Origin of the sequence: Barnesiella sp. CU968 (assembly GCF_905219685.1) — a bacterium.
In the GTDB taxonomy this organism is placed as follows: Bacteria; Bacteroidota; Bacteroidia; order Bacteroidales; family Muribaculaceae; genus Lepagella; species Lepagella muris_A.
This window is the reverse complement of sequence record NZ_CAJMXD010000024.1, coordinates 1-16,586: the sequence shown is the minus strand read 5'-3', so window position 1 is coordinate 16,586 and position 16,586 is coordinate 1. Positions and strand designations below refer to the sequence as shown.

Annotated in this window: 11 protein-coding genes and 1 pseudogene; 1 reads left to right on the top strand and 11 read right to left on the bottom strand. The window is 48.4% G+C overall.

All coding sequences use genetic code 11. The annotated features are described in order from the left end of the window. The 11 genes from JX312_RS02050 to folD all read right to left on the bottom strand — a co-directional run. Window positions 1-110: glycosyltransferase (locus tag JX312_RS02050; protein ID WP_204456838.1), on the bottom strand; the 110-nt coding region annotated here is incomplete at its 3' end. 15 nt (window positions 111-125) lie between these two features. Then, complete coding sequence (locus JX312_RS02045) at window positions 126-1,499, bottom strand: FtsW/RodA/SpoVE family cell cycle protein (protein WP_123402923.1); 1,374 nt, start codon at window positions 1,497-1,499, stop codon at window positions 126-128. A 16-nt stretch (window positions 1,500-1,515) separates the two neighbouring features. Next, the gene (murD, locus tag JX312_RS02040; protein ID WP_204456836.1) at window positions 1,516-2,862 is read right to left on the bottom strand and encodes a UDP-N-acetylmuramoyl-L-alanine--D-glutamate ligase; all 1,347 of its coding nucleotides are present in this window, start codon (window positions 2,860-2,862) and stop codon (window positions 1,516-1,518) included. A 25-nt stretch (window positions 2,863-2,887) separates the two neighbouring features. Then, on the bottom strand, window positions 2,888-4,156 hold the full coding sequence (mraY, locus tag JX312_RS02035; protein WP_204456835.1) for a phospho-N-acetylmuramoyl-pentapeptide-transferase: 1,269 nt from the start codon (window positions 4,154-4,156) through the stop codon (window positions 2,888-2,890). A 2-nt stretch (window positions 4,157-4,158) separates the two neighbouring features. Then, a complete protein-coding gene (locus JX312_RS02030; RefSeq protein WP_123403397.1) occupies window positions 4,159-5,604 on the bottom strand; it encodes a UDP-N-acetylmuramoyl-L-alanyl-D-glutamate--2,6-diaminopimelate ligase in 1,446 nt (481 codons plus the stop codon). An 18-nt stretch (window positions 5,605-5,622) separates the two neighbouring features. Next, complete coding sequence (locus JX312_RS02025) at window positions 5,623-7,743, bottom strand: penicillin-binding protein (RefSeq protein WP_204456833.1); 2,121 nt, start codon at window positions 7,741-7,743, stop codon at window positions 5,623-5,625. Beyond that, window positions 7,730-8,080, bottom strand: a complete 351-nt coding sequence (locus JX312_RS02020; RefSeq protein WP_123402915.1) for an FtsL-like putative cell division protein — start codon at window positions 8,078-8,080, stop codon at window positions 7,730-7,732. Before JX312_RS02020 ends, JX312_RS02025 begins: the two co-directional genes overlap by 14 nt. Further along, window positions 8,080-9,009 carry a 16S rRNA (cytosine(1402)-N(4))-methyltransferase RsmH gene (gene rsmH, locus JX312_RS02015; protein ID WP_123402913.1) on the bottom strand — a complete coding sequence of 310 codons (930 nt, stop codon included), beginning with the start codon at window positions 9,007-9,009 and terminating at the stop codon, window positions 8,080-8,082. The genes JX312_RS02020 and rsmH overlap by 1 nt, the downstream gene beginning before the upstream one ends. A gap of 109 nt (window positions 9,010-9,118) precedes the next feature. Beyond that, the gene (locus JX312_RS02010) at window positions 9,119-12,388 is read right to left on the bottom strand and encodes an AsmA-like C-terminal region-containing protein (protein ID WP_172469867.1); all 3,270 of its coding nucleotides are present in this window, start codon (window positions 12,386-12,388) and stop codon (window positions 9,119-9,121) included. 111 nt (window positions 12,389-12,499) lie between these two features. Next, window positions 12,500-14,821 carry a type I DNA topoisomerase gene (topA, locus tag JX312_RS02005; protein WP_128707517.1) on the bottom strand — a complete coding sequence of 774 codons (2,322 nt, stop codon included), beginning with the start codon at window positions 14,819-14,821 and terminating at the stop codon, window positions 12,500-12,502. A gap of 69 nt (window positions 14,822-14,890) precedes the next feature. Then, on the bottom strand, window positions 14,891-15,772 hold the full coding sequence (gene folD / locus JX312_RS02000; RefSeq protein WP_123402907.1) for a bifunctional methylenetetrahydrofolate dehydrogenase/methenyltetrahydrofolate cyclohydrolase FolD: 882 nt from the start codon (window positions 15,770-15,772) through the stop codon (window positions 14,891-14,893). A 145-nt stretch (window positions 15,773-15,917) separates the two neighbouring features. Between folD and JX312_RS01995 the strand changes: the two are divergent. Beyond that, a pseudogene (locus tag JX312_RS01995) lies at window positions 15,918-16,586 on the top strand (histidine phosphatase family protein); the annotation flags it as partial.

Here is a 16,586-nt window from a genome sequence, read left to right as displayed (position 1 = left end):
ACAAAAAGTATTTCTGCGTCAATGCGCCTTTTCAGGGCGTTTGCAATAGAAAGCGCAGGAAAGATGTGTCCACCAGTTCCTCCTCCGCTGATGAGTATTTTTTTCTTCATATGGATAATGGGAAATTATTGTTTGTTCTGGTAGTCGCTGAAGTTGGCTGCCTGCATGTCTTCGGGCAATTCCTTAAGTTCCGCGCGTATGTCTTTTTTATTTCCTGTGGTTACGGCGAAACGGCTTACCGAAAGCATCATGCCTATTGCCGCCGACATGACCAGTACCGATGTTCCTCCCTTGGATATGAATGGCAACGGCTGACCTGACACGGGAAAGAGTCCTGTTACAATCGCCATGTGTACAAGGGCCTGGAACACAATCATCACGGCGCATCCCATGATAAGGAACGCAGGGAAAGCCCGGGAGCATTTGTAAGCGATGCGTCCGGCACGTGCCACAAGAAGGAGGAACAGAATCAGCAGCAGCGAGCCACCGACAAATCCGGTGTCTTCGACTATGATGGAATATATGTAATCGGAGAATGCAAGAGGCAGACGTGCGCTCTCGCGTGAATTGCCCGGTCCCTGACCCATCAGACCTCCGTTCGCCTGGGCGAATTTGGAGAAGATCACCTGTCGGTTCATATCATCGATGGGATCTTCCGGATGAACCCCTTCGAGCCATCGTGAGATTCTGTTGCCACGGGTCTCCTCTCTGCCGCCTGATACTTCGGTTCCCCGCCCGCTGCCGGAGGTCGCTTCTATCGTTACCTTGTCGAAATCATCGGTGGAAATTTTCTTGTTCGCGTGCTTTATCATCATCAGAGAACCTGCGCATAATCCGTATATGGCAAGAGTCATCCAGAATTTCTGCCATTGTATGCCGCCGATGAGAAACATGCTTATGCTGACACCCATAAGCAGAATGGTATTGGTCAGACCATCCTTGTAAAGGAATATCGCGAAAACGACCACCACGATTGCGGAAGTTATGATACCTCTGTTCGTCACACCTCCGGGTGTCTGGTTTTTCGAAAGAATCGATGCGAGCAGGAGAACAACGGAAAGTTTAACGATCTCTGCCGGCTGTATTGTCATTCCGGCAACGCGTATCGCGCGTTGTGCGCCGTTGATTTCCACACCCGCCACAGTCGACATCACAAGCAGACCGAGCGACAGAATAGCAAATATCCATGCGAATCTGCGCATCAGAATGTAGTGGGTGTTCTGCAGCCACAGCACAACTCCGAGACCGAGCGCGAGGAAGATACTGTGACGTATCAACGGACTGTATACGTTCGAAGCAGACACTTCGGTGCTTGACGCGCTGAAAAGTTCGACCACGCTTATCAGAAGGAACATGATGTAGATTCCCCAGATATAGGGGTCGGGGCGGGAGCGTTTGACCGCCGGCACCGCCGCGCTGCGGTTCGGGCTTTTAGCTGAAGGACGACCATCGACGGTCTCTCTTATATCAAGCCCGGGAATTATATCTTGATTAGCCATTTTTCAATTCTTGAATTCAGTTTTTTTGATTCATCGCTTTCACGCACTCTTTGAATTGATGCCCTCTGTCTTCATAGCTTGAGAATAAGTCGAAGCTTGCGCAGCAAGGAGAAAGAAGCACTGTGTCTCCCTCTTCAGCCAGATCGGCACAAGCCTTCACGGCATCCTCCAAGGAATGAGTGTCAAGAATCACAGGGACTTTGCCGCTGAAGAAGTCGAGAAGTTTTTCGTTGTCTTTCCCCATACAGACGATAGCCTTCACTTTCTCTTTTACGAGTTCCTCGATTTCGGAATAATCGTTTCCTTTATCTTTGCCGCCGAGAATGAGGACTGTGGATGTTGTCATGCTTTCAAGAGCATACCATGTGGAATTCACGTTTGTAGCCTTGGAATCGTTGACATATCTGACACCATTTACGGTAGCTACGTATTCAAGCCGGTGCTCCACTGCTTCAAAGTCTTCAAGCGCAGACCTTATCTCGTCTTTCTTTATGTCGAACAGAGAAGCCGAGAGTCCTGCTGCCATCGAGTTGTAAAGATTGTGCAGTCCGGTCAGTGACAGTTTGTCGCGGGGAATCTCCCATACTTCTCCGGGAGTGACAAATTTAACCACTCCGTCTTTCACGAAAGCGTGGCTGCCTTCCTCCTCAAACTCGCTGAAAGGCATCTGCATCGCTTCAATCTGAATCTGACGTATCTGTTCCTTTACGACCGGGTCATCCTGCCAATATATGAAATAGTCGTCATGTGTCTGGTTCTGTAGAATTCTGAACTTGGCATTGACGTAATTCTCCATCTTATGGTCATATCTGTCGAGATGATCCGGAGTTATATTCATCATCACGGCGATGTCCGCTTTGAAATCATACATGTTCTCAAGCTGAAAACTTGAAAGTTCTATGACATATACGTCATGAGGATCTCGTGCCACCTGCAGAGCGAGGCTTTTGCCGACATTCCCCGCAAGACCTACATTCAGTCCCGCTTTCCGGAGTATATGATATGTCAGAAGGGTAGTGGTGGTCTTTCCGTTGGATCCGGTGATGCAGACCATCTTCGCGTCTGTGAATCTTCCGGCGAATTCTATTTCCGACAGAACGGGAATGTTCTTGTCCGTAATCTTTCTGACCATCGGGGCATATGGAGGGATACCAGGGCTTTTGACAACAATGTCGGCATCAAGTATTCTTTCTTCCGAATGTCTTCCTTCTTCAAATTCTATATTTTCGCGGACCAGAGTCTCGCGGTATTCATCTTTAAGGGCGCCCATGTCACTGAGGAATACATCCATCCCCTTGTCTTTACCGAGAATGGCGGCTCCGACTCCGCTTTCCCCACCTCCGAGCACAACCAGTTTTTTCATATAAGAAGTTAAAAAATAATGTTAATCAGCGTATTTTCAAAGTCACGAACGTAAGAGCGGCAAGCAGTATGCCGACAATCCAGAATCTCACCACAATCTTGGATTCGGGAATAGGATTCACCGGATGTTTCCAAAGCACATTGCTGCCTGCTTCAAGTGGTTTCTGAAAGTGATGGTGCAGAGGAGTCATCTTGAATATCCTGCGCCCTTCGCCATATTTCTTTTTTGTATATTTAAAGTAACCGACCTGCAACATGACGGATACATCCTCAAGAAAGAATACGAGACAGAGCACCGGAATCAGAAGCTCCTTGCGTATGAGAATAGCGAACACCGCAAGAATGCCTCCCAGTGTGAGACTACCAGTATCGCCCATGAATACCTGAGCCGGGAATGCATTATACCAAAGGAATCCTACCAGGGCGCCTATGAATGCTGCGGCGTAGACCACCAGTTCCTCGGACCCCGGGATGTACATTATATTCAGATAGCTTGAATAAATGACGTTGCTTCCGAGATATCCCATGATAAGTAACGCGATACCTATTATCGCCGATGTTCCGGCGCAAAGTCCGTCGAGTCCGTCGGTAAGGTTGGCTCCGTTGCTTACAGCTGCTACCACANTCACAACCACGAGTACGAACGTAAGCCATCCAAGGGTCTTTGCCGCTTCCTTGTCGGGTACCCATGAGGTCAGCCATTCGTNGTTGAAGTTGTTGTTTTTTACGAAAGGTATTGTAGTCTGAGGCGATTTTATCTGGTCTGTCGAGACAACGATTTCCGTTTCAGAAGAACCGTCGCGCTGCACCTCGAAATTCTCGCTCATCACAATGCTTGGCGAGAGCCACATCGTGATTCCTACGAGAAGACCGAGACCTACCTGCCCCGTTACCTTATATTTCCCTTTAAGTCCGTCTTTATTATGATATTTAAGCTTGCGGTAATCGTCAAGGAAACCGATCGCTCCCATCCACACTGTTGCCATAAGCATCAGTATCATGTATATGTTCGACAGGTTTCCCAACAGCAGGCATGGAATGAGAATGGACATTATGATGATTATTCCTCCCATGGTAGGAGTGCCGGTTTTCTTCATCTGTCCTTCGAGACCGAGGTTTCTTACTACCTCGCCCACCTGCATACGCTGCAGCCGCTCGATTACCTTGTGTCCGAACGCAAGAGCGATGACAAGAGACATGGCAAAGGATATTCCGGCGCGGAATGATATATAGCCGAGCAGGTTATGTCCTGGTAAATCCCATTCTTTGAGGAGTCCGAGCAATGCGTAAATCATATTCAGAATGTAGCTTTAATTTCTTCGCGGTCATCAAAATGGTTACGGATGCCTTTCACTTCCTGGTATGTCTCATGACCTTTCCCAGCAACAAGCACCACGCTTCCCGGTTTGGTAATTCTCATAGCCGTGCGTATAGCCTCCCTGCGGTCGGTGATGCAGAGTGTGCGTCTCATCTCGTCATTGTCAAGACCGGCTTTCATGTCTTCGATTATAGCTTCCGGCTCTTCGTCGCGCGGATTGTCGGAAGTCAGAATAAGGAGATCGGATCTGACAGCCGCCTCGTGAGCCATGATGGGGCGTTTGCCATGGTCACGGTTGCCTCCCGCGCCCACAACTGTGGTGATTTCCGCTCCCGCGCCGATTATCTCACGTATCGTGTCGAGAACATTCACAAGGGCATCGGGAGTGTGGGCATAATCCACAATGGCAGTCACGCCTTCTGGCGACTGTATTGTCTGGAAGCGTCCTGACACAGGCACAAGCCTGCTCATGTTGATCATGACTTCCTCCGGTTTCCATCCTATGAGAACGGAGGCGGCGTAAACTGCCGTAAGATTATATGCGTTGAATTTGCCGGTAAACGCCACTTCGACATCTTTACCGTTCAGAGATAGCAAAGTTCCGTCAAGGCGCGTCTCGAGAACCCGGCATTTGAAATCCGCATCGCTGCGCAGGGAATATGTATATGTCTTTGCCTTAGTGTTCTGGACCATGTATCTGCCGCATTTGTCATCAATGTTCACGAGAGCGAAGGCATCTGCGGGAAGCATGTCGAAGAACATTTTCTTGGCATTCATATAGTTTTCAACGGTGCCGTGATAGTCAAGATGGTCCCTTGTTAGGTTGGAGAATATCGCGCCGGTGAATCTCAGACCGGCGATGCGGTGCTGATGTGCTGCATGTGACGACACCTCCATGAATGCATAGTCGCATCCCTCCTCAACCATCTCGGCAAGCAGCTCATTGAGAGTCAGCGGGTCAGGTGTGGTGTGTGTCGCAGGTACGACACGATCCTGGATATAATTGCAAACAGTTGAAATCAGACCAGCCTTGTAGCCTTCGAATTTAGCCATTTCGTAAAGCAGGGTGGCAGTGGTCGTCTTTCCGTTTGTTCCAGTGACACCGACCAGTTTCAGTTTGTCAGACGGGTGTCCGAACCAGTTTGAAGCAAGCTGCCCCAATGCTTCGGAAGAATCAGCCACACGGATATATGTTATTCCTTTTTCAAGGGTAGAAGGCAGTTGTTCGCACACTATCGCGCCGACATGGGTGCTCGCAACTACCGGTATGTATTTATGACCGTCGGTTGTCACGCCGCGCACCGCGACAAACATGCCGTCTTTGACAGCCTTTCGTGAATCGCTTCTGAGGTCAACGATATTTTTGTCTATATCGCCTATGACTTCGAGCGTCTTTATTCCTTCGAGAAGATGAGATAGTTTGATAGACATATATTTACGTAATTATATTCTGAGATGAAGTGTTATAGTCTGGTTTGGTCGGATTCCGGTTCCTGCCGGTATTGACTGCGCCACGACGTATCCTGCACCGGAAAGTCTTACATTTATGCCCCGTTCTTCAAGAATCTTGACAGCTGTAGGGGCATCGAACCCTTTGACGTTCGGCACCGCGCCTTCGGGATGGACTTTTGCCGTCTTATAGTGTTTCATGCCTTTGGCTCCGATAGAGGAGGCGAGCATGTTGTTATCGCATTTTTCAGATCCCACCACTATCGGTTTGTGCCCTTTTGCCTCCGCCGTATAAGTCGATGAATTGTTGAGACGTCCGCGGGAATACATCTTCACCGCCATATTCTTGACTACCTGTCCGGATGTGCGGTTTGCAGATGTCCCGCTCGGTCCGAGCACAAGGGCGATGCAACTGTACTGAGGATTCTCATAAGGGAAGAATCCGGCGAATGCATAACGTCTTTTGGCTGTGTTGTAGACACCATTCTCGACGGGATAGGCAGTTCCGGTCTTTCCTGCAACCTTTACGCGGTCATCGCGTACGGCGCGGGCTGTGCCGTGTTCACCCCATACCACTTCCGCGATGCATTCGCGCACCTTGCGCGCCGTCTCTTCCGAACAAATTCGGTCGCGTATATACTGGATCGGGATTATGGAATCGTTTCCGTCTTCATCAACCAGCCCTTTCATAAGATGCGGACGCACGTAGCGGCCTCCGTTCGCTATGGCATTGTAGACCGCCAGAGTGAAGAGCGGCGGGAGTTCCGTATTGTAGCCGTATGCCTGACGTGCGAGGTCAAGATGCCTCGCCTTAATGGTTATGTTGTTGCCTTTGGAATCTTTGGGAAGCAACTTGCGGATTCGCGGTGTGCACTCACCGGCGATGCCGGAACGTATCGGTTCGAAAAATCCAAGTTCGGCAAGTCGGTCATGGAATCTTGCAGGGTCTTTCTCGTAGCCCCTGAATATCACCCTTGCGATTCCCGGATTCGAAGACTGCTCGATAACCTGTTTCATGGTTTTCATTCCGGAGCCGTGTGGGTCGCTTGTTCGCTGGAAGGGGGCGCAGCTTACCTGATCCGTCACATGTTTCACCAGACCGTCTTCGAAGGCTATCATCAGAGAAATAGGTTTCATCACCGATCCCGGTTCAAAAGGCAGAACCGCCCGGTTCAGAGCCTCTCCGTAGGTGCCGTCTTCAAGAAGCTCGATATTCGAGATTGCTTTAATCTCCCCCGTCTTGACTTCCATCAGTATCGCCGTGCCCCATTCGGCGTTGGCATCGGCACAAATGTTGTTAAGCTCTTCTTCCAGCATGTCCTGCAGGTCGATGTCTATTGTTGTCCGTATGTCATATCCCCTTACAGCCGGAGTTGCCACCCAGTTTGTTATTCCATTGGTGAGGGCAACTTTTTTGGCGAGTCCAGGACGACCGTAGAGAAGACTGTCAAGGTCTTTTTCAAGTCCGGAATATCCGTGAATCTGACGAGTCGCGGCGTTTTCGTTCACGCGTCCTATGCTGCGGTAAGCCATTCTGCCGTAAGGGTACATCCGTATGTTTTTTTCTTCCTTATAGACAGGATTGCGGAATCCCTTGCCCTTGAAATCCTTCATGAAAGGGAATTTCTTGATTTTCTCGAAATCCTCAAGTGTCTTGTTTCTTGCGATGCGCAGCGCACGTGGACGTTTGTCGGGGTCCTTCTCCAGTTCGCGGTGAAGTCTTGTCTTCCATGAATACTTCGCGAGTGTGTCAGGATGGACGTGAAGGTTTCTGACGCGTGGATAATACACGTCGAGCGAGTCAGCCAGAGAGTCCACCTTTGCCCATGGAATGGCACGCAGATCCTTGACCTTGTTGTGGCGGAGGTCAATTTTAATATCGTATACTTTCAGATTGCATGCAAGAATGTTTCCGTTGTCTGCCAGTATGTTCCCTCGTTCAGGCCTTATGGTGTCTATGCGGGAAAGTTCCCTGCGGGCACGGTCATTCCACGCCCCCGCCTCGATCACAGTGGTTTTGAAGAGCATGATCATCACCAATATGCCGAAGAATATGAAAAACAGACTTATAAGTCCGTATCGGAACAATATATGTTTTTTGTTATTTTGTTTCATCGTCTGTTAGTTCGAAAGGAGGTTGTTCCTGAAATTCGAGGTTCAGATTTTTTTCTCGAACCATTTTCACCATCTCTGATTCGCGGATAAGCGACATATAGAGAGATTTCTCTTGAAGTTTATGGCTTTCTGCACGCTGCAGCTCCACTGTGAGCTGCTTTATCTCTGCCATTTTAGTCTTTGTCTTGTATCTGAGTCCGATCAGAGCGAGAATGGCAACAACAAAAAGTAGCATAAGCCATGCGTTTGCTTTGAAAAAGTCGATGGATAAAGAACGACCGTAGCGGAGTTCGCTCATCCAGCCTCTTTTTTGCTTGTTTTTGCTTTTTTCTGCCATTATCTGTTTCTGTTTTCCGGTGTGATCAATTCTGCGATACGTAATTTTGCGGATCTTGACCTGGGGTTGCGCTCTATTTCTTCTTCCGAAGGAACAATCGGGGATCGGGTGATCTGCTTCCATGGAGAGGAGGTGCGTCCGAAGAAATCTTTCTCCTCTTTCCCTTCTATATTCCCGGTCTTCATGAAGTTCTTTACCATACGGTCTTCTATCGAATGGTAAGTTATTACAGCAAGTCTGCCTCCGGGACAAATCACTTTTGCCGTGGCGTTCAGAAACCTTTTGAGAGCTTCCATTTCACCGTTGACTTCTATTCTGAAAGCCTGAAACACCTGTGCGAGTTCTTTTTTCTCTGATTTAGGATTCAGAACAGGTCTCACTGCGTCGGCAAGTCGGAAGGTGGTGTCGATCGGTTCTGACGCCCTTGCTTTTATGATTGATTCTGCAACGGCGCGCGGACGCTTCAGGTCGGTGTAGGCGCGGAATAGACCTTCAAGCTGAGATGCGGTATATGACTCTGCGATGACAGCGGCGGTAAGTTCCGCATTCCTGTTCATGCGCATGTCAAGAGGAGCATCGGAGCGGAAGGAGAAACCTCTTCGGGCATCATCGAAATGGTGGAACGAGACACCGAGGTCTGCGAGTATGCCGTCAAGGCTCCTGACCCCATGGTATCGCATGAAATTTGTGATGTGCCGGAAGTTTGAATGTACAAATGTAAATCGTGGGTCATCCGGAGCGTTTTTCAGTGCGTCCGAGTCTCTGTCGAATCCGAAAAGATGTCCGTTGTCGCCAAGCTTTCCAAGAATGGCGCGGGAGTGGCCTCCTCCGCCGAATGTCACATCGGCGTAGATTCCGTCAGGCTTGATATTCAAACCATTGATGGAATCTTCGAGAAGCGCGGGGATGTGATATATCTCAGGGGTCATTTCTTAAAAAGCAAGTGTTGGTTAAACAGGATGTAAAGTTAGTTATTTTTTGTAAATTTTTGAAGTTAAATTTACAAATTGTAGATAAAATTTCCTTTGTGGATACTTCTTATCTGAACACATACTTTGATGCAGGTGTCGAATCGGCTTCAGCAGCCTTTTCAATCATTTCCCTTGCAAGACGTTTGAGCACAAGCATAAGATTCAGACGTTTCTCTTCCATTATCGAGGAGGTTATTTCTTCTCCTTTGTCGATGTTGAATGAGTCGCCTCCGAATCTTATCTCTGGATGAGATAAGTTGCCTTTTATGTTGATTCCGAAGGGGAAAGGTATGGGTGAATTTTCTATGCCGAGATGATAATACATGTCTCCGTCGAAGTTGTTGAGTCCGCCGAACGATAGTCTGTAGCGGTCGAAGTCTATGTCGAAAGGATAGACTTCCATCAGATTGTCGTGGATCGAGGCGTGTATGTTCAGATCCGACAGTGCGATATCTTCGGTTCCGTGTATCAGCATCATTCTGGTGAGATGACGGATAAACGAATCCTGATGCAGAACCATGTTGTCGCCGCGCACGTATATGTCTGCCCACAATGAAGGCATGTTCAGGTACATGTCGGGGAAGAGAAACAGTCTTGCCTTGGCATTTGCAGAAAGATCGCCCCTGAGGTTTTTCATCTGAGGCATCATCAGCAGCAGAGTGTGGAAATTGCGGAAAAACTCCACAAGCCTTACATCCGACAGGTTCATGTCAAGGTTCATTGCCAGCCTCTGTATATCAGAGGTGTCGTATCTGAAATCCATGTTCAAGGTTCCGAAATCAGAGTCTACGCCAAGGTCGCTAATGTCAAGTATCCCGTTGCGCAGTGAAATGCCGGTTGTAAGGTTGTGCAGATATAGATTTGTGTATTCCGTCATCATTGCCGAGATTTTTATGTCGGCGATAATATTCCGTGGAAGAAGCAGGGCGACAGTATCGGATGGCGTAAGGGTATCGGGAATTACAGTCAGCACAGATGCCTTGGGACCATGCGTTAGCCTGAGTCCATGATTGTAAGCCCCGCACAGCTGGTTTATCCTTACGGTGTCTATGTTTACCGTAATGTCTCCCTTCACAGGCGCCATAGTTCCGGATGTCAGGAATTGCCGCAGGTTCGACAGTTCCCCTTTTGCTGAAAGTCTTGTGTCTTGGGAATTGAATTTCAGGCTGTTGAGTTTTACTGAATCGAACGATGCCTCTAAGTCAAGGTCAGCGAATCCGTTATGTAGCGGCAATGCGGGTGTAAGAATAGTTCCGCTTCCTATCTTGAGACCGATATGTGATTTCCATTGTCGGATAAAATCGACAGCCTTTTCCGGTAATCTGACGGAAAGGAACTCATCGGTGTGTCCTGCCATTTTAAGGCTTCGGCTGTCGGCTGTCCACGCTGCAGCTTTTGTGTAGCGCGGCGTGGTCATACGTTTGTTCATCAATGATGCCGAAATACTGGCGGAACAGTCTTTTGCAGTGATTTTAGCGCTGCCTATATTCGCATTTATATCTGCGCTTTTCACCATGGCTCCGAAACTCTCCGCCATGCCTTTGCCCGGTTTTGCCTTTATGGAGCCTTTGAGGACAAGCCCCCCCATTGTCATTTTCACAGTGTCACGTTTTCCAGAGAGTGCGGCTGATGCCGCTTTAGCCTTTATTTCGAAAGGGGCTGCTGAGGAAATGTCGGTAAAAGAGTTTTTTCCTGATTCTTTAAGTTTTCCCGACATCTCGGCTGAGGAGATGTCGAGATCATATCCATTGGAATGCAGATGAAACATATCTGCATTCGCGTTAAAGTCGAATATGCCGTTCTGAATCGTTTGTGCTGTTATTTCCGGCATCTCGCCTCCGAAATTCAGGTCGAGGTCTGATGCGTATGCTTCGAGTCCGTATGCGCGGGCCTGCAAGCCGAAGTTGTTCAAGTTAATGTCACCGTTGATTTTAAGGTTTTTCAGTATGTCGCGTCCTTTGTCAGACAATCTGAAAGATATAATCGCGTCACTTTCAATTTTTCCGGTCATTCCGTATGGTCTCAGCTGCGGGAAAGTCATGGACAGTCTTTTGCTTTCCGCATAACCTTTTACGGCTATGCGAATATCGGGGTCTGTCAGAATGTCTGTGGCGAATGCCTGCAGCGAGAGGTCTAAGTCTTCACCGTAGATGTCGAATGGCATAATCCGGGCATATGCCGGTCGACGCATGTTGTCACCGGTAGATATTTCGGCGCGGATTTCAGAATGCCGCAAGGTCAGCGTGCGGTTGTTTCTGTCTGGAATGTTTATGTCGCCTTCGGGAATTTCCACATTTGCCTTTATGTCAGGAAGCCCGGGAGAATCAAATGAATACGGATGTTTCAGAGAGACAGCAAGGTCTATTGAAGGAATAAGCCTCAGGACTGCCTCTGTTCCCGACTCGGGAATTATTCTGACATGACTCAGGATGTCGGCGGGGTCTATTCCCTTGAATGCTGCAGAGAATCTGTCGAGTCTAAGTCTTTTTTCTGCAAGCATGTCAAGATTCACGCTTCCCTGATATCCAGCAACAGAGATGTCGTAATTCTTCAGACTCACACGCAAAGGATGGAATGCGAGATCAAGTTGCCCGGTTAAGTCGAACGGAGTCTTGTCAAGCAATTCTTTCAAGTTGTCTGATACCATTACATCCCCCTTGACCGAGAGAGTGTATGAATCTGCCGGAGTCTTCCGCCTGACTGCTGATGACTGCGACAACTGTGTGACTATCCGCGACTTCGACGGATGATTGTATATTGTTATTTTTGCGGGTGATGTCAGTTTTGCGCTGTCTGCTGAAAAGTAGGGTATCTCCCCGGAATTGTCAAAGCGGCGGAAGATGTCGAAATTTGATAAGGAATCAGATACTGTGACAAGATTCAATCTCAAAGAGTCAATCAAAATGTCGCTTACCGATATGTCTTTTTTCAACAGTCTCAGAATGTTTATGCCTCCGTGCAGTTTCCCTGTCGAGGCAAGAAAGTCTGCATTCCGCGGGATGTCCGAACGCAATTCCGATGGTATGCCGTAGAGAGTGCGGCTTACAATCTTTATAGAATCAATGTCTATGCAAAGTCGTGGAAAAGAAGACCACAGGGTATAGCGGACGTTATGTGCTGTGATGTCGGCGTCAATGCGTTTGCTTGCTTCTGTATTGATAATTCCGGTCAGCCTTTCGGGCGTAAGCCATATTGTGACGGCAGTCAGGGCGATGCCTGCGAGAAAAACGACAGTTCCCGCTATCCAGGCAAGTGTGATTGCCGCACGGGTGAGAACCGGCCGGTCACGGAAACGCCTTTTGTTTTTTTCAGGATGTGTGTTTTTGCATTCAGACATAGTAACAGCGGATTTGTCAATATAATTAACAAATCCGCTGTTACTTAGGTTTAGATATATCTTATCGGACTTCCTCTGACGATTGGAATGGAGGAACGGGGACGGCACATCTTATTTCTTGCGTGCGCGAGGTTTCTTTGCCGGAGCCGCGTCCTGTTTCTCCATAATCTCTTTCACCTCCTCAAGCGACAGAGATGCGGGTTCGATACCTTTCGGGATCTTATAGTTCACCGCTTTTCTGGCACCTTCTTTCTTATATGCGATGTATGGTCCGAATCTGCCGTTCAGCACCTCCAGTCCGGGCATTTCCGGAAAATCCTTTATAAGCCTGTTTGCCTCCTCTTCTTTTTTAGCCTGAATCAAAGCCACGGCTTCCTCAATGGTTATAGTCTGCGGCGCAAGATCTTTGGGAATGGACACAAACATTTTCTCGTAGTGGATGTATGGTCCGAAGCGACCGATTGCGGCTGTTATCTCCTTCCCTTCGAATGTGCCAACCTTGCGTGGCAGCTCAAAAAGTCTCAATGCTTCTTCGAGTGTAATATCCTGAATGCTTTGACCTTCAAGAAGGCTTGCAAACTGAGGTTTTTCGTCGTCAGAGGCATCGCCGATCTGCACCACAGGTCCGAAGCGTCCGATTTTGACTGATACCTGTTTGCCGGTTGCCGGGTCGGTGCCGAGTACGCGTTCACCTACCTTGTGTTCGAGTCTCATCGAATTTACTTTCTCGATCGAGGGGTGGAATGTAGTGTAGAAATCCGCCATCTCGTTTTTCCAGCCCAGTTTTCCTTCCGCAATTTCATCGAATTTTTCCTCCACGCGTGCTGTGAAGTTGTAGTCAAGAATATCAGGGAAATAGCTTGTCAGAAACTCATTGACAACCATTCCGACATCCGTCGGCACAAGCTTCCCTTTTTCGCTGCCTGTATTTTCCGATAAAGTCTCTTTTTTTATGGAACCTTCTGACAGAGAGAGCACATCGTAAGGTCTCGGCACACCTTCCTTCTCTCCGTGACGGATATAGTCCCGGCTCTGTATTGTGGAGATTGTAGGTGCATACGTGGATGGACGACCTATTCCGAGGTCTTCCATCTTTTTGACCAGTGTAGCCTCGGTGAATCGTGCCGGAGGTAGTGTGAACCGTTGGGTGGCGGTAATCTCACCCGCCTTCAGGACTTCACCTTCCGAAAGAGCCGGCAGGCGTGTAAACGAAGCCGATTCAGCATCAATGCGCCAGGCTTTCATGAAACCCTCAAACTTCACAACCTCGCCTTCCGCCTTGAAACCATCCGCTGAACCGCTGACAGCGATTTCCACATTTGTTTTCTCAAGAAGTGCATCGCTCATCTGTGAGGCGACCGCTCGTTTCCAGATAAGTTCGTAAAGTCTCTGCTCCTGCGATGTTCCCGGAATTGATGTGTTTGAGACATATGTGGGTCTGATTGCCTCATGCGCTTCCTGTGCGCCTTTGGAACTGGTGTGGTAATGGCGCACCTTTACGAAGTCAGAACCGTATTCCTTTGTTATTGCCGAAGATATGTCCTTGATTGCCAGCTCCGACAGGTTTGTAGAGTCTGTACGCATGTATGTGATGCGTCCGTCTTCATATAGTTTCTGGGCGATACGCATCGTAGTGTTTACGGAAAATCCGAGTCTTTTCCCGGCTTCCTGCTGCAGGGTGGAGGTTGTAAATGGTGGTGCCGGAGCGCGTTTTACCGGTTTTACGCTCAAGTCCGCGACAGAGAAAGAGGCTGACGCGCAGTGTTCGAGAAAAACACGTGCCTCATCTTCGGTTGCCATACGACGCTTCAGCTCCGCCTTGAACGGTTCACCCGAGTTTCCTGAAAACTGGGCGTTGATTCTGAAGAAAGGTTCGGGATTGAACGCCTCCACTTCTTTTTCACGTTCGCAGATGAGTCTTACCGCTACACTCTGCACGCGTCCCGCCGACAGCGCCGGTTTGATTTTTTTCCAGAGAATCGGACTCAGTTCAAAACCGACAATCCTGTCGAGCACCCTGCGCGCCTGTTGCGCATTCACCCTGTCGATATCTATTGTTCTCGGATTCTCGATGGCGTGTATGATAGCCGGTTTAGTAATTTCGTGAAATACGATGCGCCGGGTGTTGTCGGGTTTCAGACCGAGCACTTCATAAAGATGCCATGCGATTGCCTCTCCCTCCCGGTCTTCATCGGAAGCGAGCCATACGGTATCTGCATCTTTTGCAGCTGCTTTCAATTGCTTTACAAGCTCTTTTTTCTCTGCCGGAATCTCATAAAGTGGAGAGAAATCCGAGTCGACCTCCACGCTCATACCCTTTTTCTTGAGATCGCGGATGTGGCCGTAGCTTGACATCACCTTGAAGTCTTTGCCTAAAAATTTTTCTATTGTCTTCGCTTTTGCCGGCGACTCGACTATCACAAGATTTTTCATTTCTGCAGTTTTCAGGTGTCGGTTATCAGACGTTTTCTACACTCTATAACAACCGTAAGGGATTTTTTATTATTTATAGGGATTGTCCTTGCATGCCTGGAGAGTGTTGATCATCAGCGAGCATATTGTCATAGGACCCACACCACCGGGCACAGGTGTTATAAACTCGCATTTTTCAGCAACATTCTCAAAATCCACGTCTCCACGGAGTCTCCAGCCGCTTTTTCGCGAGGCATCCTCTACGCGGGTTGTGCCTACATCAATAATCGTGGCACCAGGTTTGACCATATCGGCTGTGACGAATCCCGGTTGTCCGAGTGCAGCCACTATTATGTCGGCATTCAGACATATTTCCTTGATGTTCGGTGTGGCTGAATGACACACGGTGACAGTGCAGTTTCCGGGGTTGGATTTCTGCATTAGGAGTGTCGCCATCGGTTTCCCGACAATGTTGCTTCGTCCGAGCACCACAGCGTGTTTCCCTTTGGTCTCCACTCCGTATCTTTTCAGGAGCTGCATGATTCCAGCCGGAGTGGCGGATACAAATCCGGGAAGACCGATAGACATTCTGCCTACGTTGATCGGGTGGAATCCGTCAACATCTTTTGAAGGGTCGATTGCTCGGATTATGTTTTGCTCATCGATATGACGGGGAAGGGGAAGCTGGACAATGAACCCGTCTACGGATTGATCATCGTTAAGGCGGGTTATTTCCTCGATAAGCCTTTCTTCTGTCACATCCTCCTCGAAACGGATAAGACTGCTTGTGAAACCGCATTCTCCACAGGCTTTCACCTTGTTGGCGACATAAGTCTCAGATCCACCGTCGTGACCTACGAGAATTGCCGCGAGATGAGGGGCACGTTTCCCGTCTGCCGTCATCCGCGCTACTTCGGCTGCTATCTCCTGTTTGATCTCGGCTGCCGTCTTTTTTCCGTCGATAAGTGTCATGCGAAAAAATTTTTTATTAGAATGTTGTTATAATATAGGAGTGGTTTTGATCAAGTGTCAAAAAACTGGCACCTGTTATAAAAAGAGGAGAATTTTGTTTCAAACTGCAAAATTAATAAAAAATCGGCAAAACAAAATTTCTAAGATGAAAAAGAGAATTACGTTCATATTGACGGCAATAGCCGTGATGTGTGTGTCATCGGCTCTTGCGTCTGATTACAGTCGGCAAAGTGATGTCTGGAGCGGGTCGATGATGCCATATGATTTTTCTAAAACGGAAACCACTGTTGCCTGGCAGGATTCGCTTCGCCCTGTATATCTCAGTTATACGGCACGTCATGGAGCCCGTTATCTCTCTTCTCCGAAAAAAATCAAGGAGATTTCAGATGCTTTGCATAAGGCTGAAAGTGAAGGCATGCTGACTGCCGATGGTGAGCGTTTTCTTGACATGATGCGCAGGATTTCTGCCCGTACCGACGGTAGATGGGGGCTGCTGTCGGAAGTGGGAGTAAACGAGGAGGCACGTCTTGGTGCGGATATGGCGGCAATGTTGCCGGGTCTTTTCAAAAAAGGCAGAATGGAATCGAAATCGACATATGTTCCGCGAGTAATAATGACGATGTATCAGTTTCTGCATGCACTTGAGATTCCCAACTCAAGACTTGAACTGTATGCCTCATCCGGAAGGCAGAACGATTCATTGCTGCGTTGTTTTGTGGCGGACACCGCATATGCGTCTTATCGTGACAATGGTGTCTGGAAACCTGTATATGAAAAATATCTCGAAAGCCATGTGTCCGATGATCCTGCAAGG

What these genes read in the sequence shown, in the direction of transcription:
- JX312_RS02045 (WP_123402923.1), bottom strand. Translation starts at nt 1,499, where the DNA reads ATGGCTAATCAAGATATAATTCCCGGGCTTGATATAAGAGAGACCGTC.
- murD (WP_204456836.1), bottom strand. Translation starts at nt 2,862, where the DNA reads ATGAAAAAACTGGTTGTGCTCGGAGGTGGGGAAAGCGGAGTCGGAGCC.
- JX312_RS02025 (WP_204456833.1), bottom strand. Translation starts at nt 7,743, where the DNA reads ATGAAACAAAATAACAAAAAACATATATTGTTCCGATACGGACTTATA.
- JX312_RS02020 (WP_123402915.1), bottom strand. Translation starts at nt 8,080, where the DNA reads ATGGCAGAAAAAAGCAAAAACAAGCAAAAAAGAGGCTGGATGAGCGAA.
- rsmH (WP_123402913.1), bottom strand. Translation starts at nt 9,009, where the DNA reads ATGACCCCTGAGATATATCACATCCCCGCGCTTCTCGAAGATTCCATC.
- JX312_RS02010 (WP_172469867.1), bottom strand. Translation starts at nt 12,388, where the DNA reads ATGTCTGAATGCAAAAACACACATCCTGAAAAAAACAAAAGGCGTTTC.
- topA (WP_128707517.1), bottom strand. Translation starts at nt 14,821, where the DNA reads ATGAAAAATCTTGTGATAGTCGAGTCGCCGGCAAAAGCGAAGACAATA.
- folD (WP_123402907.1), bottom strand. Translation starts at nt 15,772, where the DNA reads ATGACACTTATCGACGGAAAAAAGACGGCAGCCGAGATCAAACAGGAG.